At 41.3% G+C, this 22,549-nt stretch carries 26 protein-coding genes and 1 pseudogene; 11 read left to right on the forward strand and 16 right to left on the reverse strand.

Annotation, left to right across the window (positions count from 1 at the left end; all coding sequences use genetic code 11):
- Positions 1-117 precede the first annotated feature (117 nt).
- From NST16_RS08195 to NST16_RS08205, 3 genes and pseudogenes are all read left to right on the forward strand, one after another.
- Positions 118-1,389 carry a glucuronoxylanase gene (locus tag NST16_RS08195; RefSeq protein WP_326330733.1) on the forward strand — a complete coding sequence of 424 codons (1,272 nt, stop codon included), beginning with the start codon at positions 118-120 and terminating at the stop codon, positions 1,387-1,389.
- 149 nt (positions 1,390-1,538) lie between these two features.
- Positions 1,539-1,729 (forward strand): annotated as a pseudogene (locus tag NST16_RS08200) (response regulator); the annotation flags it as partial.
- 38 nt (positions 1,730-1,767) lie between these two features.
- Positions 1,768-2,913 (forward strand): alpha/beta hydrolase, encoded by a 1,146-nt coding sequence (locus NST16_RS08205; protein ID WP_340885585.1) that lies wholly within the window; start codon positions 1,768-1,770, stop codon positions 2,911-2,913.
- A gap of 229 nt (positions 2,914-3,142) precedes the next feature.
- On the opposite strand, the gene NST16_RS08210 is transcribed toward NST16_RS08205, so the two are convergent.
- From NST16_RS08210 to NST16_RS08220, 3 genes are all read right to left on the reverse strand, one after another.
- A complete protein-coding gene (locus tag NST16_RS08210; protein ID WP_168747957.1) occupies positions 3,143-3,403 on the reverse strand; it encodes a YnfE family protein in 261 nt (86 codons plus the stop codon).
- Positions 3,404-3,479: 76 nt separating this feature from the next.
- Complete coding sequence (locus tag NST16_RS08215; RefSeq protein WP_340885590.1) at positions 3,480-4,979, reverse strand: cellulase family glycosylhydrolase; 1,500 nt, start codon at positions 4,977-4,979, stop codon at positions 3,480-3,482.
- A 330-nt stretch (positions 4,980-5,309) separates the two neighbouring features.
- Complete coding sequence (locus tag NST16_RS08220; protein WP_010334429.1) at positions 5,310-6,707, reverse strand: alanine/glycine:cation symporter family protein; 1,398 nt, start codon at positions 6,705-6,707, stop codon at positions 5,310-5,312.
- Between the two features lie 477 nt (positions 6,708-7,184).
- On the opposite strand from NST16_RS08220, the gene NST16_RS08225 reads away from it, so the two are divergent.
- Together NST16_RS08225 and NST16_RS08230 are read left to right on the forward strand one after the other, a co-directional pair.
- On the forward strand, positions 7,185-7,538 hold the full coding sequence (locus tag NST16_RS08225) for a hypothetical protein (RefSeq protein ID WP_229147432.1): 354 nt from the start codon (positions 7,185-7,187) through the stop codon (positions 7,536-7,538).
- Between the two features lie 24 nt (positions 7,539-7,562).
- On the forward strand, positions 7,563-7,688 hold the full coding sequence (locus NST16_RS08230; protein WP_010334426.1) for a hypothetical protein: 126 nt from the start codon (positions 7,563-7,565) through the stop codon (positions 7,686-7,688).
- 52 nt (positions 7,689-7,740) lie between these two features.
- On the opposite strand, the gene parC is transcribed toward NST16_RS08230, so the two are convergent.
- The 3 genes from parC to NST16_RS08245 all read right to left on the reverse strand — a co-directional run bounded on the left by parC (position 7,741) and on the right by NST16_RS08245 (position 12,927).
- On the reverse strand, positions 7,741-10,158 hold the full coding sequence (parC, locus tag NST16_RS08235) for a DNA topoisomerase IV subunit A (protein ID WP_168747953.1): 2,418 nt from the start codon (positions 10,156-10,158) through the stop codon (positions 7,741-7,743).
- Positions 10,159-10,161: 3 nt separating this feature from the next.
- On the reverse strand, positions 10,162-12,129 hold the full coding sequence (parE, locus tag NST16_RS08240; RefSeq protein ID WP_268450471.1) for a DNA topoisomerase IV subunit B: 1,968 nt from the start codon (positions 12,127-12,129) through the stop codon (positions 10,162-10,164).
- A 390-nt stretch (positions 12,130-12,519) separates the two neighbouring features.
- Positions 12,520-12,927 carry a CoA-binding protein gene (locus NST16_RS08245; RefSeq protein WP_268447457.1) on the reverse strand — a complete coding sequence of 136 codons (408 nt, stop codon included), beginning with the start codon at positions 12,925-12,927 and terminating at the stop codon, positions 12,520-12,522.
- 168 nt (positions 12,928-13,095) lie between these two features.
- Between NST16_RS08245 and plsY the strand changes: the two genes are divergently transcribed.
- Together plsY and NST16_RS08255 are read left to right on the forward strand one after the other, a co-directional pair.
- The gene (gene plsY, locus NST16_RS08250; protein ID WP_010334422.1) at positions 13,096-13,677 is read left to right on the forward strand and encodes a glycerol-3-phosphate 1-O-acyltransferase PlsY; all 582 of its coding nucleotides are present in this window, start codon (positions 13,096-13,098) and stop codon (positions 13,675-13,677) included.
- Between the two features lie 93 nt (positions 13,678-13,770).
- Positions 13,771-14,058 carry a HesB/YadR/YfhF family protein gene (locus NST16_RS08255; RefSeq protein WP_029441412.1) on the forward strand — a complete coding sequence of 96 codons (288 nt, stop codon included), beginning with the start codon at positions 13,771-13,773 and terminating at the stop codon, positions 14,056-14,058.
- A gap of 32 nt (positions 14,059-14,090) precedes the next feature.
- On the opposite strand, the gene NST16_RS08260 is transcribed toward NST16_RS08255, so the two are convergent.
- From NST16_RS08260 to acnA, 7 genes are all read right to left on the reverse strand, one after another.
- A complete protein-coding gene (locus NST16_RS08260; RefSeq protein ID WP_010334420.1) occupies positions 14,091-14,390 on the reverse strand; it encodes a hypothetical protein in 300 nt (99 codons plus the stop codon).
- A 15-nt stretch (positions 14,391-14,405) separates the two neighbouring features.
- Positions 14,406-14,822, reverse strand: coding sequence for a YbgC/FadM family acyl-CoA thioesterase (locus NST16_RS08265; protein ID WP_340885606.1), 417 nt, complete (start codon positions 14,820-14,822; stop codon positions 14,406-14,408).
- Between the two features lie 80 nt (positions 14,823-14,902).
- Positions 14,903-15,166 carry a small acid-soluble spore protein Tlp gene (gene tlp / locus NST16_RS08270; protein WP_326331706.1) on the reverse strand — a complete coding sequence of 88 codons (264 nt, stop codon included), beginning with the start codon at positions 15,164-15,166 and terminating at the stop codon, positions 14,903-14,905.
- Between the two features lie 33 nt (positions 15,167-15,199).
- Positions 15,200-15,346 carry an acid-soluble spore protein N gene (locus tag NST16_RS08275; RefSeq protein WP_010334417.1) on the reverse strand — a complete coding sequence of 49 codons (147 nt, stop codon included), beginning with the start codon at positions 15,344-15,346 and terminating at the stop codon, positions 15,200-15,202.
- Positions 15,347-15,410: 64 nt separating this feature from the next.
- Positions 15,411-15,536: an FbpB family small basic protein gene (locus tag NST16_RS08280; RefSeq protein ID WP_003244964.1), complete on the reverse strand. Its 126-nt coding sequence runs from the start codon at positions 15,534-15,536 to the stop codon at positions 15,411-15,413.
- A gap of 79 nt (positions 15,537-15,615) precedes the next feature.
- Positions 15,616-16,125 carry a redoxin domain-containing protein gene (locus NST16_RS08285; RefSeq protein ID WP_340885611.1) on the reverse strand — a complete coding sequence of 170 codons (510 nt, stop codon included), beginning with the start codon at positions 16,123-16,125 and terminating at the stop codon, positions 15,616-15,618.
- A gap of 73 nt (positions 16,126-16,198) precedes the next feature.
- A complete protein-coding gene (gene acnA, locus NST16_RS08290) occupies positions 16,199-18,928 on the reverse strand; it encodes an aconitate hydratase AcnA (RefSeq protein WP_268506093.1) in 2,730 nt (909 codons plus the stop codon).
- A gap of 226 nt (positions 18,929-19,154) precedes the next feature.
- On the opposite strand from acnA, the gene sspO reads away from it, so the two are divergent.
- The 4 genes from sspO to NST16_RS08310 all read left to right on the forward strand — a co-directional run bounded on the left by sspO (position 19,155) and on the right by NST16_RS08310 (position 20,609).
- A complete protein-coding gene (sspO, locus tag NST16_RS08295) occupies positions 19,155-19,301 on the forward strand; it encodes an acid-soluble spore protein SspO (protein ID WP_003244839.1) in 147 nt (48 codons plus the stop codon).
- 31 nt (positions 19,302-19,332) lie between these two features.
- On the forward strand, positions 19,333-19,479 hold the full coding sequence (locus NST16_RS08300; RefSeq protein WP_003221237.1) for a small acid-soluble spore protein P: 147 nt from the start codon (positions 19,333-19,335) through the stop codon (positions 19,477-19,479).
- A 78-nt stretch (positions 19,480-19,557) separates the two neighbouring features.
- Positions 19,558-19,950: an outer spore coat protein CotM gene (gene cotM, locus NST16_RS08305; RefSeq protein WP_168749439.1), complete on the forward strand. Its 393-nt coding sequence runs from the start codon at positions 19,558-19,560 to the stop codon at positions 19,948-19,950.
- Positions 19,951-20,180: 230 nt separating this feature from the next.
- Positions 20,181-20,609, forward strand: a complete 429-nt coding sequence (locus NST16_RS08310; protein WP_168747946.1) for a DUF2621 domain-containing protein — start codon at positions 20,181-20,183, stop codon at positions 20,607-20,609.
- 29 nt (positions 20,610-20,638) lie between these two features.
- Here NST16_RS08310 and NST16_RS08315 read toward each other — a convergent pair whose 3' ends face one another.
- The 3 genes from NST16_RS08315 to NST16_RS08325 all read right to left on the reverse strand — a co-directional run bounded on the left by NST16_RS08315 (position 20,639) and on the right by NST16_RS08325 (position 22,369).
- On the reverse strand, positions 20,639-21,130 hold the full coding sequence (locus NST16_RS08315) for a CcdC family protein (protein WP_268451164.1): 492 nt from the start codon (positions 21,128-21,130) through the stop codon (positions 20,639-20,641).
- 79 nt (positions 21,131-21,209) lie between these two features.
- The gene (locus tag NST16_RS08320) at positions 21,210-21,572 is read right to left on the reverse strand and encodes a response regulator (RefSeq protein WP_010334411.1); all 363 of its coding nucleotides are present in this window, start codon (positions 21,570-21,572) and stop codon (positions 21,210-21,212) included.
- Positions 21,573-21,661: 89 nt separating this feature from the next.
- Positions 21,662-22,369, reverse strand: a complete 708-nt coding sequence (locus NST16_RS08325; RefSeq protein ID WP_010334410.1) for a cytochrome c biogenesis protein CcdA — start codon at positions 22,367-22,369, stop codon at positions 21,662-21,664.
- Positions 22,370-22,549 lie beyond the last annotated feature (180 nt).

Below are 22,549 nucleotides of genomic sequence, written 5' to 3' on the forward strand. Positions count from 1 at the left end.
TTCAGCTGAAAAGTTTGATATATCGCATGAAAGCAAAGGGCTGTTTCAAAAGAGATAAAAATTTTTTGTTTGCAATATAAAAAGAGACAGAAAAAGACATATGAAGGAGAGGAAAAAATGATGTCATGCGTAAAAAAACCAATTTGTTTATTGTTGGTATGTTTCACTATGCTGTCAGTCATGTTAGCCGGCCCAGGTGCTACTGAAGTTTTGGCAGCAAGTGATGTGACAGTTAATTTATCTGCAGAAAAACAAGTGATTCGCGGTTTTGGAGGAATGAACCACCCGGCTTGGATTGGAGATTTGACAGCTGCTCAAAGAGAAACCGCTTTTGGCAATGGACAGAATCAGTTAGGCTTTTCAATTTTAAGAATTCATATAGATGAAAATAGAAATAATTGGTACAGAGAAGTGGAGACTGCAAAGAGTGCAATCAAACATGGAGCAATCGTTTTTGCTTCTCCCTGGAATCCTCCAAGCAATATGGTTGAAACCTTCAATCATAATGGTGACGCATCAGCTAAACGGCTAAGGTACGATAAATACGCCGCATACGCGCAGCATCTTAACGATTTTGTTACCTACATGAAGAATAATGGCGTGAATCTTTATGCGATTTCTGTTCAAAACGAGCCTGATTATGCACACGAATGGACGTGGTGGACGCCACAAGAAATACTTCGTTTCATGAGAGAAAATGCCGGTTCCATTAATGCACGTGTCATTGCACCAGAATCATTTCAATACCTGAAAAATATATCGGACCCCATTTTGAACGATCCACAGGCGCTTAGGAACATGGATATTCTCGGAACTCACCTGTACGGTACTCAGGTCAGTCAGTTTCCTTATCCGCTTTTCAAACAAAAAGGAGCAGGGAAAGAGCTATGGATGACGGAAGTATACTATCCAAACAGTGACAACAATTCAGCGGATCGCTGGCCCGAGGCATTAGGCGTTTCAGAGCATATTCACCATTCAATGGTGGAGGGAGATTTTCAAACTTATGTTTGGTGGTACATCCGCAGATCTTACGGTCCTATGAAAGAGGACGGTACGATCAGCAAACGCGGTTACAATATGGCTCATTTCTCGAAGTTTGTGCGTCCCGGCTATATAAGGGTAGATGCAACGAAAAATCCTAATGCGAACGTTTACGTGTCAGCCTATAAAGGTGACAACAAGGTCGTTATTGTTGCCATTAACAAAAGCAACACAGGGGTCAACCAAAACTTTGTGTTGCAGAATGGATCTGCTTCTCAGGTATCTAGATGGATCACGAGCGGAAGCAGCAATCTTCAACCTGGAACGAATCTCAATGTAACGGATAATCATTTTTGGGCTCATCTTCCAGCTCAAAGCGTCACAACATTTGTTGTAAAGCGTTAAAGACATCTGATTGTTCAATTAGATCATAGCAATAAGCCAATTTTCTCACACGAAAAAGAAAATTGGCTTATTTTCTGTGGTAGAAGAGAAGTGTTGATTTTTTAACAATGCACGGACATTGGGTATAACAGCTACACAACAAAGTATTAATAATAGTGACGAAAAAGAAATTTTGGAACTGACCAAAACAGTATTAAGAAGAGAAGGTATTGAGCGTGTGATCACAGCTTCTACTGCCCGTGATGGATTGGCTCAATTTCATCAAGAAAATCCAGGTTTGGTTTTACTGGATATCATGCTGCCAGACGGTGAAGGCTATGATATCTGCAAGCAAATAAGAGCATTCGCCACTTTTATTAATGAAGGGGGAACAAGAAAGTGAAAACTGATGACGCATTTCCAGAACCAATTGGCGGCTATGCTGTTGGTCGAACCCAGATGGATGTTGAGTACACGGCATCAGATCACTCAAAAAGAGAACTGACGGCGTTTGTGTATTATCCATCTGACAGCAGCGAAGGGAAGACTACATCAACGTACATGTTTTCTGAAGTCTATGAGATGCTTAATGATCAGCCACTTGTCACTGAGTATCTTAAAAAGAAGGATTTTTTCTCTATCGATATCAAGACCCAGTGTTACGACGACCTTGCTCTCTCCGGGAAGGAAAAGCGCTATCCGGTGTTATTCTATGTTTGCGGCGGGGGCGGTTCTCCAGAATGGGGTACAGTGATCTGTACAGACTTGGCAAGCATGGGATATATTGTGGTAAGCATCGGCCATCAGAATAGCACGATGTATAAGCGTAAAGATGGGCGCTTGTTTAATGTATCAAAGGATTTTTCGGATGTCATTATGGCGTTTTCTGAAGATCCGGAGATGCTGGCGTTGGCTGGTAAGATGGAGATGCGGCCTGACGATGAAACTGCCATTGAGATGTGCCATAACGTGCTTACACTGCCGATACTTGCCAAGTTAACAGAGTATAGTGAATTACAGACAGAAGATGTAAGGTATGTAGCCGATTATCTTTACAAACTGGACTTTGGAGAGCTGAATTCCATCTTTAAGGGCAGATTGTTGCTTGACATCGGCATGGGCATAGTCGGACATTCTTATGGAGGGCCTACGACGGCGATTGTTTGCCGGGACGACGAACGGTTCGCCTGCGGGATTGGCTTGGATAGCGGTGCGTTCGGCCTTCTCGACAGCGACCTTAAGAAACCTTTCTTGCTACTGTTTTGTGAACCTAACTATAACATGAATGCGATAATTGGCGCTAACAATAGCATGGAAACCTATTATTTCTCTGTTGATCGTGTTGCACATTTAGATTACTGCGACATCGTGTTTACCAGTGTGAATGAGGAACTCAGAGGCGAACGGGATGCTATGGAGATGCGAAATCTTGTTACAGACTATACGAAGAACTTTTTTGATCATTACTTACTGCAGAAGGCTGCAAGTGTGGAAAGTCTGGCATACGATGGAGTGAACTTGATCAAGAAGACCAGCAACAAGTGACATAACCGAGAGGTTGCTGATAAACGTATATCAAAGAGCTAGCCATACAGACACAAAGCCGATAACTCTAAGAAATCCAAATATGAATTTCATTTTGTTAGTTTACATAATATATATTCTAGGAAGTAATTAATTTTAAAGAAATTCCGTCTCAATAACAAAGTATACTTAAGTTAGTGAGACGTAATAAAAAAATGTTCTGAGCTTCAGCAAGTCTTATTAAGAAACTTTAAAATGGCGAGGTCAACCCATAATAAACGGCTTCCAGCTCTTCTAATGTCATATCACCGTATGCGCATTTGATCACCGAATCAGCAAACTCATCATAATCGTAATCACTGGTAAAACCTTGCTGCAGAAGTTTTTCATAGGCTTCAATCTGTTCTTTTTGGTTTTGGATATCTTTTTCCTTATTTGGATAGTCCGGTCCATTAACCAGGTCGTTGTTTTGTTTGAATAGCAACATATACTGTTTCAATGTTTCGTCCACAGCTTACACCTCCTTGTTCTGCTGCTTATTAGATAATGAAAACGGACACCAATTGTGATGTCCGTCAATACAGTAACTATTTGGGTTCAGTTCCCCAAATTAGTTTTCCGTTATTATATAATGTGATTTTTTTTGTATCTTTAAACGTATTTGACTGAGAAAAAGAATAATCCCCGATTTGTGAATAATTGCCCCAATCCTCATTGTGAAGACGAATTTGGATTTCTCCAGTGCTTGCTCCCGGTGACAGTGTCCCGTTTTTAAACCCGAGTTCCAGATAGGCATCTGCACCTTTTACAGGTTTTTGTAATGTCACAAACTTGTGCGTCACATTGCTGCATCCGATCTTCGCGTAGTCACAGTCGAAGTTTTGGCCTTTGTTTTTCGTGTTATACCAGTAGCGGACAGTTACATTTTTTAAATTAACGGTGGTCTTGCTGTTGTTTTTCACATGGATCTGAGGACGGATTTGGTTGCTGTTCACACTTCCATCCCCTGTTCTGTATTGCACAGATAGGCTGTTTTCCTGTACGGGTTTATCTTGCTTTGGTGTCTCAGATCTGTCTTCAGTCGAATGTTGGGAGCCACGGATCTTTTCCCTTACAAATGTCCCTGAAGCGGATAAATCTGATAACGGCCAGCCGCCTGTTTTAGATGCCCCCGGCTTTAAAGCTGAGGAAGATTCCTGCTTATCAGAAAGGTTCCAGTTTACCCAGCTGATTTTCTTGTCGTCGAGATAATTCAGCCATTCCCTCGACTGGTCAAGGAAGACCCCGCCATTTCCGGAAGCGTCACTCGTCCCCCATTCCGTTACAAAAATCGGCGCTCCTTTGCTGAGCGCATAATCGGCTTTATCCCTTAAATACTGGCCGTGTGTACCGGCATAAAAATGAAGCGCGTACATGACGTTTGCATCCTTAAGCTGATCATCCGCAGCATCATTTACATCCTGGCTCCAAGTGCCTGTTCCCGTAATAATGATGTTATCCGGGTCATTTTTACGGATAACGGAAATCACTTCCTCCGCATACGGTTTGATATCGCGCTTCCAATTTACATCACCGTTCGGTTCATTAGCAATTTCATAAATAACGTTTGGTGTGCTTCCGTAAAGGCTTGACATTTCCTTAAAGAATTCTTTTGCCTTCTCTTTATTTTGATTTGGATTGCCGTCATTTAAAATATGCCAGTCAATGATGACATATATCCCGAGCTCTTTTGCAGCTTCAACAGCTTCTTTGACTTTATTTTTCACAGACGGATTCTCTATATAACCGCCTTCAGCCGTGTACATTGCCGCTCGGAAGACCGTAATTCCCCAATCGTCTCTTAGCCATTTTAAAGAGTCTTTATTGACATAATCGCCGAACCACTGCAAACCGTGTGAGCTGATCCCCTTCAGCTGCACCGATTTTCCGTTTTGATTGACTAGCTGAGTACCTTTAATGCTAAGCTGGCCATTAAGGGCTACAGGCGTTTTCGCCCCTGCTGCAGATGCTTCTGGTGCCGCGACACCGCTAATTGTTAATACTGTCATTACTAAACATGCGATAAAGATAGAGACTGAACGTTTCATATAGCATTCTCTCCTCCTCCAAATAATCATGTAAAACGTATGCCTATTAGCTGCCGCACTCCCTCCCTTTCGTTTTTTAAACACGGACTCATTGTAAAAATCTTTCTTATGTTTGTCTATCAACCTAATTTCTTGTTTTTAGGCGGCTTAAAAGCCTGTCTATTGACTCTTTTTGTGTTGTTTTGTATACAGCTGATACATGTGTATCAGGGATAAAAGTGTCTGATCAGGACTTTGCACGTTATTATTTAATGAAATCAAAAGATTCCGCTTTTTTTCGGCAAATAAAAAGCTGCATTCAAATCATTGAATGCAGCCGTTCTTTATCATTTATGCTTCTTGTTTCTCTTCTTCCCAAGTTTCAGCGTGTTTCAGTCCTGGGATATTTTTAGCTTTAAACACAGGATCAAGTCCTTGTTTGCGCTGTTTTGCGTAATCTTTATAGACTTTGTATGCTACGTTTGATAGCAGCGTGATTACAACTAAGTTAATCAGCGCCATAATCCCCATAAAGAGATCCGCCATGTCCCAAACAATTTGGAAACCTGCTACACATCCAAAGACAACCATAGCAATAACCGCAATACGGTAAATGTTCAGCCATGTTTTACTTGTTTTAATAAATTCAATGTTTGTCTCGCCATAATAGTAGTTTCCGACAACTGAGCTGAAAGCGAATAAGAACATTGCGACTGCTATAAAACTAGGTGCCCATCCTCCAATATGGTGGTTCAGAGCAGCCTGTGTGACTTGGATGCCGTCACCTTTTGGTGTTAGACTGTACAGCAAAATAATAAACGCTGTGGACGTACATACGATAAATGTATCGAAAAACACGCCTAATGTCTGGATAAAGCCTTGCTTTGCCGGATGCGAAACATGAGCTGTCGCAGCAGCGTTTGGCGCGCTACCCATTCCTGCTTCGTTAGAGAAAAGTCCGCGCTGTGCACCGATGACGATGATCGCTCCTATTCCTCCGCCGACAACTTGTTCAAATCCCAAAGCATTTTTGACAATGGTCGCAATAACGCTTGGAAATGCAGAAATATTAGTGAATACAACATATAGAGCTATGAGAATATAAAGACCAGCCATGACCGGAACAATCAATTGTGTCACTGCAACTACACGTTTTAAACCGCCGAAAATAATAAAAGCCGTTAAAGCAGCAAGAACAATAGCTACAACTGTCTTGTTCACATGAAATGCGCCATCTAACGCTCCTGCAATTGTATTGGATTGAACAGCGTTAAAGATTAAACCGAATGATACGGTAATTAAGACAGCGAATACGATGCCGAGCCATCTGACTCCAAGACCTTTTTGAATATAGTAGGCCGGTCCACCGCGGAAATCGTTTCCGTCCTTCACTTTATAAAGCTGTGCCAACGTACTCTCAACAAAGCTTGAAGCCATACCTACAGCAGCTACAACCCACATCCAAAATACAGCGCCCGGTCCGCCTGTCGCAATTGCTAAGGCAACACCAGTCAAATTTCCTGTACCGACTCGGGATGCGGCAGAAATAAAGAATGCCTGCATAGAAGAAACACCTTTATTTCCATCAGGTTTCTCTCCTACTATTCTGAACATTTCAATAAAATAACGAAATTGGATAAAACCAAAACGAAGTGTAAAAAATAATCCAAGTCCTATTAAAATATAAAATAAATATTTCCAGATAAAATCACTTGGAATATTAATCAAACTGTTGAAAAAAGACTCCATATTTACCTCCCGTTTTCATCAATTCATAAAAAATTTAAATTTGATGTTAGATTTTTTAACATACCGAGTCTTATTATATCACATTATGTCGAATTAGGAAGTTTTTTCGGGAAGAATATTGTTCTAGATTGAAGTTACTCCTTCGGTCTCCCTCTCTATTATTTTTCTATGAATAAAAAATTTCTTAATAAGCTTGTAAATAAGAGTCCTCTCTTGCCTGACATTTTCTGTTTCCTTTGATTCCAAAAGTTATAAATTCTAAACAACCAACATATCTTTTAAGATGTGTTTTTATTCACACCTTAGACCGGGTATACATACACTAATAAAAGAAATTTCTCTTTCAAAAATAAGCAAAAAGATATATACTTAACAAAGTGAAATTTATTTTTAAATTTAATAAATCAGGTTTACTTTCAGGATGGATTAGGGTATTATTATAAAAATATTCAGTAATATTAAAAGGGGGGAGATCATTTGAAAAAAGTAACGATACTGAAAGCGTCCATCTTATTTTTGGCGATTGCCAGTTTTCATTTGTTCTCAATTCCCCACGCCTTTGATATCGGCCATCATTATAAAGCCGTAGCCGACCAGCAGGAAATGCATGAGATGAAAGCCGGCCAAAATGCTGATGATGAGAAGAAATCCATCACAGGGGCATTTGCGCTGACTGCTTTATGGGCAATGGCTGTACTGCTTCTGACCGCTGAAAGCAAAAGTACGGGATACTCCCGCAGGCGCCAGCGGAAAAAAAGCTTTATACTGGCCAAATTTTATCAATCGTCTTATTTCGACAAACTTCATGTTCAACATCACCCGAATATATAACGAAAATATGAGGAGGCTGTTAACATGTTGTTTATCTTAAGAATGGTGATTTTAGGCTTATTCTCTTTCACAGCGCTGAACTTATTTGTATGGCAAGGGATTGAAGTCATTCATGCCGTGACAGACTTATTCACCAGCCATGAAAGCTGATGAAAAACAAATATACCCGCTCACGATATGTGAGCGGGTTTTTTAATGATGATTATTCAGTTTTAAGACGCCAGACAGCTGTGATCTTGCCTGATTCTTCTTCATCAATAAAGAATGAACCATTGCTGTATCTGTCGTTTGTTCGCAATTCTTTAGCCTGCAGTTCTTTTCTGTCCCCTTTTTCCGTTTCTGCCATAAACCGCTCATTAAGTCCGCATGCAAACAGCGAAACGACACGATGTGGATTTTTCTTCAGCTCCCGCAGCATAACGACTCCCCGTTTTGCACGGGAGGTCTTTTCAAATTCAGAAAGACTCATACGTTTGACCGCTCCCCTTTGTGTGAACAATACAAGAGAATCGGATTCATGCAGAATTTCTCCTGACACGACAAAGTCTCCATCTTTCAAGTTAATTCCTTTAACGCCTGCTGCACGTGCACCCACAACATTCACTTCATCTTCTCCAAACCATAGGCCATACCCCAGATGTGTCGCCATCAAGATCTGACTGTCACCATTTGTCACGTGTACATCAATCAGCTCGTCTTCACCCTTTAGATTTAACGCTACAAGCGCTTTAGAATAACGCTGTGCTTTGTAATGCGTGAGTTCTGTCTTTTTCACCATGCCGTTTTTCGTGAAGAATAAAAGATAAGCAGACGGATCAAATTCTTTTATCGGGATGGCCTTAACAATCGATTCGTCCCGTTCAATCGTGATTATGTTTGAAAAATGCTGGCCCATGTCCTTCCATCTGATATCAGGCAGCTGGTGAACCGGACAATAGATGTAGCTTCCCTTATTTGTGAAAAGCAGTAGCACATCTGTCGTATTCATTTCAAACTGATGCAGCAGCCTGTCTGTATCCTTCATTCCGAAGTCCTGCCCGTTTGAAGCGGCAAAGGAACGCTGGCTTGTGCGCTTTAAGTAGCCATCTTTTGTAACGGTCACGTATACATCCTCAGAGGCAACCATGACTTCAAGATTAATTTTGATTTCCTCAATTTTTTCTTCAATGACAGAGCGTCTCGTGTCCGCATATTTCTTTTTCAGCGCTTTTAAGCTGTTTGTAATGACCTTTAACAGCTTTTTATCATTGCTCAGAATTGATTCAAGTTCTTCAATATTTTTGCTGAGCTCTTCAGCCTCTTCCTTGAGTGCTGTGATATCTGTATTTGTTAAACGATATAGCTGCAAGGACACGATAGCTTCAGCCTGAGGCTCAGTGAATTCATATTTCGCCATTAAATTGTTTTTGGCGTCACGTTTATCGCTTGAGGAGCGAATCGTTGCGATGACTTCATCCAAGATCGATAAAGCCTTCATAAGACCTTCTACAATGTGATGTCTGTCTTTTGCTTTTTGAAGCTCATAAACAGATCGGTTTGTGACCACTTCTTTTTGGTGGCCGATATATGCATCTAAAATAGCAGGCAGACTCATCAGCATTGGACGGCGGTTATGGATCGCCACCATATTAAAGTTATACGTAATCTGTAAATCAGTATTTTTATATAAGTAATTCAAAATGCCCTTGGCATCTGCTTCTTTCTTTAGTTCTACGACCACTCTAAGGCCGGTTCGGTCTGTCTCGTCTCGGACCTCGGAGATGCCTTCAACCTTTTTATCAATACGGTATTCGTCCATTTTTTTCACAAGGTTGGCTTTGTTGACTTCAAATGGGATTTCGGTAATCACAATTTGCTCTCGTCCGCCTCTGATCGCTTCGATCTCAGCTTTTCCGCGGATAATAATTTTCCCTTTTCCGGTTTCGTAGGCTTTTCTAATGCCATCAACGCCCTGGATAACTCCGCCTGTCGGAAAGTCAGGCCCTTTGATCACTTCCATGAGATCGTCTACAGAGCATGACGGCATTTGAATGCGTTTAATCACAGCATCAATGACTTCTCCTAAATGATGAGGCGGTATATCAGTCGCGTATCCTGCAGATATACCGGTAGATCCGTTGACCAGCAAGTTAGGGAACATAGCCGGAAGTACAACGGGCTCCTTGCTTGTATCATCAAAGTTCGGGACAAATTCAACTGTATTTTTGTCAATATCCCGCAGAAGCTCTGATGCAATCGAAGATAACTTCGCTTCTGTGTAACGCATGGCCGCCGGAGGATCTCCATCAATACTTCCGTTGTTCCCGTGCATTTCAATTAAAACATTACGCACTTTCCAGTCTTGGCTCATCCGCACCATTGCTTCATACACCGAACTGTCCCCGTGCGGATGGTAGTTACCGATGACGTTACCGACCGTTTTGGCCGCTTTTCTGAAATTTTTATCAAATGTGTTTCCGTCTGTATGCATCGCATACAGAATTCTGCGCTGTACGGGTTTTAAACCGTCGCGCGCATCAGGCAGCGCCCTGTCTTGAATAATATATTTACTATAGCGTCCAAAACGGTCGCCGATCACCTCTTCTAATGGTAAATCATGAAATAATTCTGGCTGTGACAATCATTAAACCTCCTCAGCGACCGATAAGTTTTCATTTTCTAAAATATTGCTTTCTTCGTCTAAGCCGAAAGCTACGTTTTTCTCAATCCACTTTCTGCGCGGCTCTACTTTATCGCCCATCAATGTCGTCACGCGTCTCTCAACACGTGCCGCGTCGTCAATTTTGACCCTTACAAGCGTACGGGACTCCGGATTCATCGTCGTTTCCCACAGCTGATCCGCGTTCATCTCACCAAGACCCTTGTATCGCTGGATTGTATAGCCCTTGCCGACTTTTTTCAGTACTCCATCCATCTCTTCATCAGACCATGCATATTCAATGATTTCTTTTTTACCGCTTCCTTTGCTGACCTTATATAAAGGAGGCAGTGCAATGAATACCTTTCCATTCTCAATGAGCGGCTTCATATAGCGATAGAAAAAGGTTAAAAGCAGCACTTGAATATGAGCGCCGTCAGTATCGGCATCCGTCATAATGATGATTTTATCGTAGTTAATGTCGTCGATTGAAAAATCAGCTCCGACACCGCCGCCGATTGCATGAATGATCGTATTAATCTCTTCGTTTTTAAAGATATCAGCAAGCTTTGCTTTTTCCGTGTTAATGACTTTACCTCGCAATGGCAGAACCGCTTGGAATCTGCGGTCTCTTCCCTGCTTTGCTGAACCGCCCGCAGAGTCACCCTCAACGAGATACAACTCATTTTTTGCCGGATTTCTTGAACCCGCAGGTGTCAGCTTACCGCTTAATGTCGCTTCTGATTTTTTTCGTTTTTTGCCGCTTCTGGCTTCTTCCCGTGCCTTACGAGCCGCTTCACGCGCCTGGCTCGCCTTTATTGCTTTTTTCACAAGAAGAGTAGCCGTGTCCCGGTTTTCCTCTAAAAAATACGCAAGCTGCTCTGACACGATTGCGTCTACGGCAGATCTGGCTTCGCTTGTGCCGAGTTTTCCTTTTGTTTGTCCTTCAAATTGAAGAAGTTCTTCAGGAATACGGACAGAAATAATCGCTGAAAGACCTTCCCTTATATCAGTGCCTTCCAGGTTTTTATCCTTTTCTTTCAGCAAAGACACTTTTCTCGCATATTCATTAAAGGCTCGCGTCATCGCTGTCTTTGCACCTGACTCATGAGTCCCGCCGTCTTTTGTTCTGACATTGTTAACAAACGACAGGATATTTTCTGAATAGCCGTCGTTAAACTGAAACGCAAAATCCACTTCGATGGAATGATGTTCTCCTTCAAACGAGACCACTTCAGACAGGGCATCTTTTTCTTCATTTAAGTAAGCAACAAACGCTTCTATGCCGTTCTCATAATAAAAGACTTCACGCTGGCCGTTCCGCTCGTCAATCAGTTCAATTTTTAATCCTTTTAATAAAAACGCTGATTCTCGTAATCGCTCAGAAAGCGTTTCAAAATTATAAGTTGTTGTGCTGAACATTGTCGGATCAGGCTTAAAGTGAGTAAGTGTGCCTGTCTTTTTTGTTTTGCCGATCTTTTCGAGAGATGTGACCGGTTTACCTCCGTTTTCAAAACGCTGCTGATAGACGAAGCCGTCCCGCTCAATCGTAACCATCAGCCATTCAGATAAAGCATTCACGACAGATGCACCGACGCCGTGAAGCCCTCCACTTGTCTTATAGCCGCCTTGACCGAATTTTCCGCCGGCGTGAAGCACCGTTAAAATGACTTCAGGGGTTGGTTTGCCGAGTTTATGCATTCCAGTCGGCATGCCGCGGCCTCTATCCTGTACAGAAATACTGTTGTCTTTATGTATTTTAACGATAATGTGATCACCATGGCCGGCAAGTACCTCATCGACTGAGTTATCTACTATTTCATAAACCAAGTGGTGCAAGCCTCTCGCGTCGGTTGAGCCAATGTACATACCCGGCCTTTTCCTAACGGCTTCAAGGCCTTCCAGCACCTGTATGGCATCTTCGTTGTAATCAAATTGCTGTTTTCTAGCCAAACGTACAAACCCCTTTCAAAAAACTAACATTCTCTTTTTCATTGTTTACCTGTCAATTGTATAAAAGTATTTTTCAAAATCCTTGTCCCGGTGCGCTTCTGCCTTGGACTCTTCATTATAACCAATGTAATCCCATTCTCAACATACAGCTAACGAATCATTCCGTATAACATCCAAAAGTGCTGTTTTTTCGATATAAGAACGTATGTTTGTTTATTATATATAAAGCAGCGGACCTTCGCAAATCGTACGGCCGGAACCCAGCTTAGCAAGGCATTCAAAAAAGCTGTTCAAGCTTTATTGTATCTGTTTCACAGTAATTCGCAAACAATATCTTTACATAAAAAAGCAAAAATCCTTGAATTCACAAGGATTTTTGCAGCTCTGCATCTATTTTGTTACAGCGTGTGCCACTTTTATGCACAGATCCATGATGACCGTTCTGCCTTCTTCCTTCAGCATCTGATAAGCCTCTTCGTTTACCAGGCCTTGCTGCGCCCAAAATACCGGGGCATCTGTCTCCAGAAACTCTTTAGCGACATCAGGAAGCTGTTCTGAACGTCTGAATACATTTACGATGTCAATCGGACCGTCAATTTCTTGTAACGATGATACGGCTTTTACACCGAGCGCCTCTTCGATCGTCGGATTTACCGGTATGATTTCGTATCCCGCATCCTGCATCGCTTTTGATACCATATACGATGTTCTTTCGGGACGATCTGAAAGCCCGACAACTGCTATTCTCTTACTTCCATCAAGAATTTCTTTGATTTCCGCTTTGGATGGGTTTTGCATGATAGACCACTCCTTTTTGTTTATTCTACAAGACCGATAAGGAAGAACGCAAAACATGATGTATGAATGATTAGATTTGTAAGCAAACTTTACAAAAAAACTTATCATCAGATCATGACATCTCATGTTAAAATAGAAATTAGGGACATTGAAAAAGGAGAAATGTAGATGTTAATTGCTTTATTGATTATTTTGGCCTACTTGATAGGCAGTATTCCATCTGGCTTAATCGTAGGTAAGCTTGCCAAGGGGATTGATATTCGGGAGCATGGCAGCGGAAACTTGGGCGCTACCAACGCGTTCCGTACACTGGGCGTAAAAGCTGGTTCGATTGTCATAGCCGGAGATATTTTGAAAGGGACACTGGCAGCTGCATTGCCTTACCTCATGCATGTTGATATTCATCCGCTCCTTGCGGGAGTCATAGCGGTTCTTGGCCATGTGTTTCCTGTCTTCGCCAAATTTAAAGGCGGCAAAGCCGTGGCAACTTCGGGAGGCGTTTTGCTGTTTTATGCTCCTCTGTTATTCATTACAATGGTTGCGGTCTTTTTCATCTTTTTATACTTGACTAAATTTGTTTCTCTGTCATCAATGTTAACAGGGATATATACTGTCATATATAGTCTCTTTGTACATGATAAGTATTTATTGATTGTCGTCACGCTGCTCACTGTTTTTGTAATATACCGGCACCGGGCGAACATCAAACGAATTATCAATAAAACAGAACCTAAAGTCAAATGGTTATAAATGTTTGAAAAACTTCTATTTTGACACGAGGTAGCCTAATACGTTTATAATAGAGAAAATCAAATGATAACAAAGGGAAAAGGGGGTTCTGTTATGAATATGACAGTTAACGAAGACGCGCTGAACTGGTATAAAGAAGAGCTTGATTTACAAAACGGCGACCAAGTACGTTTTTTTGTCCGCTATGGAGGCTGCAGCAACGTTCAAAAAGGTTTTTCTCTAGGAGTGACAAAAGATGCTCCTCAAGAGGCAGGAGTCACGGCAGAAGTCGGAGGCATCACCTTCTTTATTGAAGAAAGTGATCTTTGGTACTTTGACAACCATGATCTTCTCGTCAGCTATTCAGAGTCTGCTGATGAGCCTGTATTTGAATATCAATAAGAAAAAGAACGCATATCATATGCGTTCTTTTTTTATAAATGAAAACGTGTAAGATGATCGGTCAGGTTTTCTTGTTCTAAGATATATTTTTGCGTCTCGCCCAAAAGATCAAAGTGGGGAAATTCGCTTTTTTTATGTATCCATTCTTCCTTCAAACCGTACGCCGCACCCCATTGAACCAGCTTATCAATATCTGCACAGCCTGCTTTTGTCACGGTTTTAGATTCCGGGAAACGGTCATCCAGCCAATAATGTGTTAAAAATGCGATTTCCCCTCTTTTGACTGCCTTCTTCCAGCGGTTAACTTCCTCCCGTTTCACGCCAAATGCCATCTGTCATTCACTTCCCTATTTTTTGGCCTTTTCATATGCTGCGTGCCAATCTGGGAAAGCCTTACGAAACTGAATCGGTTTAAAACTTTCTTTATCCACACAAATATGAGATGATTTCGCTTCAATAGAAAGCTCACCGGCCGGATTATATATGTGGTAACCATATATGGTTTTAAAGCCGTTGTATTCCTCAATCCATGTGTGCACTACCGCAGTTTCTCCATAATGAAGGGGTTTTTTGTAGAAAATATTGATATCAACGACTGGGGAAAGAACGCCTTTCTTTTCCATATCACTGTACAAAAAGCCTAGGTCTTTAATGAGTGCCGTCCTTCCGACCTCCATCCAAACAAGATAATTCGCATGATACACGATCCCCATTTGATCTGTTTCAGCGTAACGCACTTCTATTTCTGTTTTTGATACATGCAAGATACTCTGCTCCCTTAATCAGTTTAGCCCCATTTTACCACATCCAAATCAGAAAGAAAAAAACCAGGTTTCCCTGGTTTTTAGGAACGGTATCCGTTTTCTCTCGCTTCGGATTCGTCTTGAATTTCATTGCGAAACGCCTCGATGCTCTCTTCCCGTCTCGCGTTTTTTTCTTTGATGCGCTGCTTATCTTCTCCGGAAGCAAACTCCATTGATTCTTCTGCTTCTTCTATATTTTCGATCGTATTTTGAACCATATCCTGCAGTTTCTCTACGTTGTCAGAACGGTCGTCAGGATTAGGCTGCTGATATTGATATTGATTTTGATTTTGGTTTTTTGTCATTGGGATGAACCTCCTTGAATAAAATCAATCCGGCTACTCGCCTTTCGTCTGCATGATAACTGGCTGTTGACCAGAAGTATCGTGCATTTTTTCCCCTTTATTGCGTTTATATTTAACAGGCTTTGTACCCAAGTGGCTCGGAGCATATTGAGGCTGACCGTTTTTCTTGTTGTTTCCCATGTTTATCCCTCCTCAACAAATAGGATTCTCAAAAGGAGGGGTAAACATGAATACAAATTAAAGGTTATTTTTGCTTGAATCTCTGTTCAAGTTTTTCCTCAAGCTGATTTAAATATTCCGTATTCGTCATCAGCTCTTTTTTGTTTTCCATGACGAGCTCATGAAAAGAACGTTTTCTCATCTTCTTCACTCTTCTCACCTCCGCGTATTCTTTTATTTTTTCCAATTCTGAAAATTTGTAAGCATGTTCGCACAAAAAAAAACTGAATCTAATGAATATCCAGTTTTTCTTTCATCTCTTTTTTTGTCATCGTCCCGATATGGATGTCTTGTATCACGCCTTTTTCATCTAAAATATAGGTAGTTGGGTATGAAAACACATTATAGTCTGCATTAATACCTTTTTTATCAATGAAAATGGGGAAGGTTAAATGATACGTATCTGCAAAGGCTTGCACCTGTTTTTCGCTTTTCTCAGCTGAAGTGAAATTAACTGCAATAACCGCTAAATCTGAGTGCTCTTTTTGCAGTTCCTCCATCGCCGGCATTTCCTGTCGGCACGGTTTACACCAAGTTGCCCAGAAATTAAGCAGAACTTTTTTGCCTCTGACATCTGATAAGGAGCTACCCTCTCCTGATAGCGTTTTCAAAGTAAAGTCAGGCGCTTGCTGTCCCTCTTCAATGCCTATTTCTTTTTTGCTAAATTGCTGATAGATGTTCCAGCACATGTATCCGGCAAGCCCAATCAACAGGATTCCTGCGACCCATTTTTTCAGCATATGTCATCCACCCCCGGAGCTATCTTATCTCATAAAAAGAAGAGAAAGCAGGGCGCCTTCTCTTCTTCATACGTCATGATTGCTTCATTTTTTCGCGAAGAACCATTTGCAGAATTCCGCCATGGCGGTAATAATCAATTTCAACTTCACTATCGAAGCGCACAAGTGCTTCAAATGTTTTTACATTTCCGTCTTCATCAATTGCTCTTACTGTAACGATATCACGAGGGCGTACGCTTTCATCAACATCCACCTCGATCGCTTCTTTACCGCTTAAGCCGAGTGTATCCGCATTTTCACCTTGTTTAAATTGTAGCGGGAGCACACCCATGAATACCAGGTTACTTCTGTGGATTCTTTCAAAGCTCTCAGCAATTACAGTTCTAATGCCGAGCAGGTTTGTTCCTTTTGCTGCCCAGTCACGGGAAGATCCCATACCATAATCTTTTCCGGCTAAGATAGCAAGGCCTGTTTTATCTTCTTTATATCTCATGCAGGCATCATAGATTGAAGTCACTTCACCAGTCGGCCAATACGTTGTATATCCGCCTTCTGTGCCCGGCGCGATCTGGTTTTTGATGCGGATGTTTGCAAATGTTCCTCTCATCATAACCTCATGGTTTCCGCGGCGTGAACCGTAAGAGTTAAAGTCACGAGGTGACACACCTTTTGATTGCAAGTATTTTCCGGCAGGTGTATCTTTTCCAATTGCCCCTGCAGGAGAGATATGGTCGGTTGTGACTGAATCGCCGAATTTACCGACTACACGAAGGCCTTTTAAAGGTTCAACCTTGCCTGGTTCAACTGACATTTCCTCGAAGAAAGGCGGGTTTTGGATATAGGTTGACTCATTATCCCATTTGTAAAGCGCTTCGTCTGTTGTCTCAATCTCATTCCAGCGCTTGTTGTCATCAAATACTGTTTCGTACTCCTTGCGGAAGAGCTCCGGTGTAACGGTTTGTTTAACAAGTGAGTTAATTTCGTCCATTGACGGCCAAATATCGCTAAAGTACACTTTTTGTCCGTCTTTGCCGACACCGATCGGATCCGTCTTCAGGTTAATGTTCACTGTTCCAGCCAGCGCATAAGCTACTACAAGCGGCGGAGAAGCAAGATAGTTACCTTTCACAAGCGGATGAATACGTCCTTCAAAGTTACGGTTTCCAGAAAGAACAGACGTAATCAACAGGTCATTTTTCGCAACTGCTTCTTCAATTTCCGGTGAAAGCGGACCTGAGTTTCCGATACATGTTGTACATCCATATCCAACGAGGTTAAAACCAAGCTCCTTCATGTATGGAAGAAGGCCTGAATTCACAAGATAACCTGTAACAACCTTAGAGCCCGGTGCAAGTGATGTTTTCACGTAATTAGGCACTTTGAGACCTAATTCAACCGCTTTTTTCGCCACAAGGCCGGCACCGATTAAGACGTATGGGTTAGATGTATTCGTACAGCTTGTAATCGCAGCAATAGCGATTGCACCTGTTTTCATGACTGTTTCTTCGCCGTTAAGCAATTTAAATTTAATTTCTTTGTCTTCCTCTTCGGCGTTTAATCCAAATCCTTGGTTACCCGCAGGGCTGACTAAGTGCTTTTTAAACGTTTCCTGCATATTAGAAAGCGGTATCAAATCCTGAGGGCGTTTTGGACCCGAAAGGTTGGCTTCAATTTTAGACAAATCAATTTCAACGACATCAGTAAATTGCGGGTCTTCTACGTCAGGAGTGTAGAACAAGCCGTTGCTTCTGCAGTATGCTTCTACTACGTCAATATGTTCAGCATCGCGGCCTGTCAGACGCAGATAATTAAGAGCTTCTTCATCTACAGGGAAAAATCCGCATGTAGCACCGTATTCCGGAGCCATGTTGGCGATTGTCGCACGGTCTGCTAGCGGCAGTTCAGCAACTCCCGGTCCGAAGAACTCAACAAATTTGCCGACTACGCCTTTTTCACGCAGTACTTGTGTCACTTTTAACGCCAAGTCAGTGGCTGTTGTTCCGTTCGGAAGCTTTCCGACAAGTTTCGCGCCGATAACCTCAGGAACAGGGAAATAAGAAGGCTGCCCGAGCATTCCGGCTTCCGCTTCAATTCCGCCGACACCCCAGCCGAGAACACCGATTCCGTTAATCATTGTTGTATGCGAGTCGGTTCCTACCAGCGTATCAGGATACGTAATCAGTTCTCCGTCTTCTTCGACTGCGTGGACAACGCTTGCCAAGAACTCAAGGTTTACCTGGTGAACGATACCTGTTGCTGGCGGTACTGCCTGGTAGTTATTAAACGCTTTCTTTGCCCAGCTTAAAAATTTGTAACGCTCTGCATTTCTTTCAAATTCCAAGTCCATATTAATAGCCAAAGCATCTTCTGTGCCCGCTTTATCAACTTGTACAGAGTGGTCGATGACAAGATCAACAGGAATCTCAGGGTTGATTTTGTCAGGATCTCCGCCGACAGCTGCCATTGCTTTACGTAATGAAGCAAGGTCAACTACTGCCGGTACCCCAGTGAAATCTTGTAAAATAACGCGAGATGGTTTAAACGGAACATCGATTTCCTTTAACTCGGCAGTTCCCCATTTTGCCAAATTCTCCACGTGTTCTTTTTTAATGACGAATCCGTCAACTTGACGCAGTACAGACTCTAAAAGAACTTTGATGGAGTAAGGAAGCTTCGATACCTTTCCGATCCCCAGATCTTCCAATGCTTTCAAAGAGTAGTAATGATAGGTTTTCCCATTTGTAGTAAACGTTTTTCTCGCTTGGAAAACGTCTTGTGCTACAGTTTTTTGCTCGTTTGCCATTCTCCAAAATCCCCCTTCAGATCAGTTCATTCTCAGATGAACGTTACATTCCATCACAATTTTCTCACAATTTCATATTAAAACAAAATCATACATAAGTAAATATCAATGTTTTTATTAAATACAATAAGATCGGCTTATCAGGCGAAAAAACGGGAAATTTTACTGTTTGCGCTCTCTCATATTCCTCATTGAAAGAAGCCATATTATGTTTGAGGTGATAATGATGGTCAAAAGAAAAGCAAATCACGTAATAAATGGGATGAATGACGCGAAAAGCCAAGGAAAAGGCGCCGGCTATATAGAAAACGATCAGCTTGTACTGACTGAAGCAGAACGCCAAAATAACAAGAAAAGAAAAACCAATCAATAACGTTGAACTCTTTTAAGGAGGTTCTCATTTTATGACCAATAAAAATACAAGTAAAGATATGCATAAAAACGCCCCTAAAGGACACAATCCGGGTCAGCCGGAACCTCTTAGCGGAAGCAAGAAAGTAAAAAACAGAAATCACACAAGACAAAAGCACAATTCAAGCCATGATATGTAGTAAAAGCAGACCTTAGTGTCTGTTTTTTTATGCGTTCACCCATTTCTGACCAACTGCATAAGCTAAAGCAAGGTTGATATATGGAGGAATGCTTCCATGACCCATTCAAAACGAAACGATGCTAATGATTTCGATGGTATGGAGGAATGGCTTCGGCAATTTTTTGAAGATCCGTTCGCCTGGTACGACGAAACATTACCTATTGATCTATATGAAACAAGTCAGCAATATATTATTGAAGCAGACCTATCGTCTTTACAGCCAACACAAATAACAATTACCTTGTCCGGATGTGAGTTCATCCTGACGGTTAAATCCTCGGAACAGACTCTTGAAAAACAAATGATGCTTCCTTTTTATTTGAATGACAAGTCGATTGAGACTGAATGCGAAAATCAAATTCTCACAGTTGCTGTCAATAAAGAGATGAATGAAGGCTCTTCTTTTTCTCTTCAATTTCCTCTCAGCTAAAATCAAAAGTCACTTTCATCCCCTATTATGAAAGTGACTTTTCTCCGTCCATTTATCGTCAAATACCCTCTAGTGACTCTCCCATGGCCAAATAGCAGATTCACTATACAATAGAATATGATCTATCATCTCTTTTGACTAGACGTCTATCATTTTTTTCTATTTTTTTTAACGTTGTTCTTCTATTCTTTCTTCATATACAATATGGTTAGTATAAGGGGGAATGATTGATGCTGGAAGGCTGGTTTTTGTGGTTTATTCTGTTTTGGGTGATCACGATGATTGTCTTGTTATCAATCGGCGGTTTTTTTATGTTCCGAAAGTTTTTAAAGCGTTTACCAAAAGAGGACGGCAGATCTGAGCTGGATTGGCAGGATTACTATATTGAAAACAGCAGACATCTATGGAGCAATGAAAACAAACAATTTCTCGATGAATTGGTTACACCTGTTCCAGAGCTGTTCAGAGATATAGCGAGAGCAAAAATTGCCGGAAAAATCGGAGAGCTGGCATTAAAAGAAAACGTAGCAGCAATTGATCAGCGGCTTATTATTAAAGGTTATATTCTGGCTACTCCGAAAAGAGATCATACCTTTTTAAAGAAACATCTAAGAGACAAGAATATCGATATTGAACCTTATCAGGCCCTTCTTAAATAAAAAACCTTTCCCGCGAAGAGGAAAGGTTTTTAATTCATTTGAATGTCTGCTGACTGCAGCTCGCTTTGAAGTTTTCGATATGACAGATACATGGCAATTCTCCACGGCACAATCATACCGAAAGCCAGAATCCAAAACATACCGCTCAGTGCGCCGTAATCAACCGATGTGCTTAAAATTGATTTCATTACAATTCTGATCACCAAAAGGCCGATTAATATAAAGACAAATGCCTTAGACCGTTTCATGTAAATTTCATTATTTTTAATTTCAAACTTTGAAGTTTTTATAAGAAAAATAGAGAAAATCACGCCTAAAGTGATCGCTTCTAAAAACTCTTCACCTGTTACCCAAAAAACCGGAAATAAAAACATTAACGCCCCCGTACTCATAAAAATCGGCGGAAGAATGATTTTTTTCGCTGAAACAGGTTTATCGGAAGACTTAATTCTGACCACCATCACAGCTGCAGCCATTAAAATAGCAACAATTGATGAAACTATTATCATCATACTTATCATTCCTTTGTTTCTCGGAGTGTTGACACTATATACTATACTCCAAAACAATAAAAAAAACCATTTTGAAAAGAAATGACTTTCAATTTCCCATAACGCGGTTGACAGCTTCTAATACTTTGGACTCCTCAAACGGTTTGACAATAAAATCTTTTGCCCCAAGTTCAATGGCTTCCGTAACAATTCTTTGCTGGCGCATTGCGGTACACATGATTATCTTTGCTTTAGGGTCAAAGGATATGATCTCTCGAAGCGCCTTAATGCCGTTTTTCACCGGCATCGTAATATCCATCGTCACTAAGTCCGGCCGAAGTTTTTTATACAGGTCAGCCGCTTGTTCGCCGTCCGCCGCCTCGCCTGCTATTATGTAATTTGCCTCTTCCAAGATCTCTCTGATTTTTACTCTCATGAACTTGGCGTCGTCTACAACTAAAACTCTTGTCATATTCCCCTCCAAAAATCGAATTCCTCAGGTAATAGTCTTATTGTACCAAAAACAAAAGGATTAGTAGTAGTGCAAAAGTAATTTAACAGTCAGAAACCTGTAAAACCACCAAAAAGATCCGACAGCAAAATAATGATCAAGTTCATCCAGTTAAAAAATAGCAGGATCCCAATTACAATCATAAGTACGCCGCCCGCTTTCATGATCAAAAGCTGATTCTTCCTGATCCACTTCAGCTTCGTAATGAAGAACGACAATAATACAAACGGAACGGCAAATCCGAGAACATATAGCATCATATACGGTACCGCTGAGCCAGGATTCGTACCTGCTAATGTGATAACAGCCCCCAAAATAGGACCGGTGCAAGGCGTCCAGCCGGCAGCAAAAGCCATACCGATTAAAATTGAACCGAAAAACCCCCCCGGCTTATGCTTAAAATGGACTCTGCGCTCTTTCATGATAACATCAGGACGAAACACGCCAAGCGTGATAAAACCGAACAGAATAATGAGCAAAGCGCCCACTTGCCGAATAGCATCATGATAATCCCTAAACAAGGTTCCAATAAAAGATGTACCATATCCTAAAGCAATAAAAATCACTGAAAACCCCAGCAAAAAAAACAGCGTATGAGCCAAGCTTCTTTTTTGCAGCAGCAGTTTCTCTGTTTTCACATCATCCATGCTCACTCCTGTAATATATGACAGGAAAGCCGGATACAGCGGCAGGCAGCAAGGCGAAATAAATGATAAAAATCCCGCCCCGAATGTCAGAAGATAATTCACATCTCCCATGTCATCATCCCTTCATAATTTGACATTCCTTCAAGTTATGACAAAATCATTTCATTTTTTTAACACTTTCACTCGAAGGATTTCTATTTTCAAAAAAAACTTATATAATTTAATTTGACATTGAGACATTGTACTCCTTCTCATTTGAAAATTAGTATAAATATGGATATAATATAAACA

This window comes from Bacillus sp. FSL K6-1005, from assembly GCF_038000225.1.
GTDB lineage: Bacteria > Bacillota > Bacilli > Bacillales > Bacillaceae > Bacillus > Bacillus mojavensis.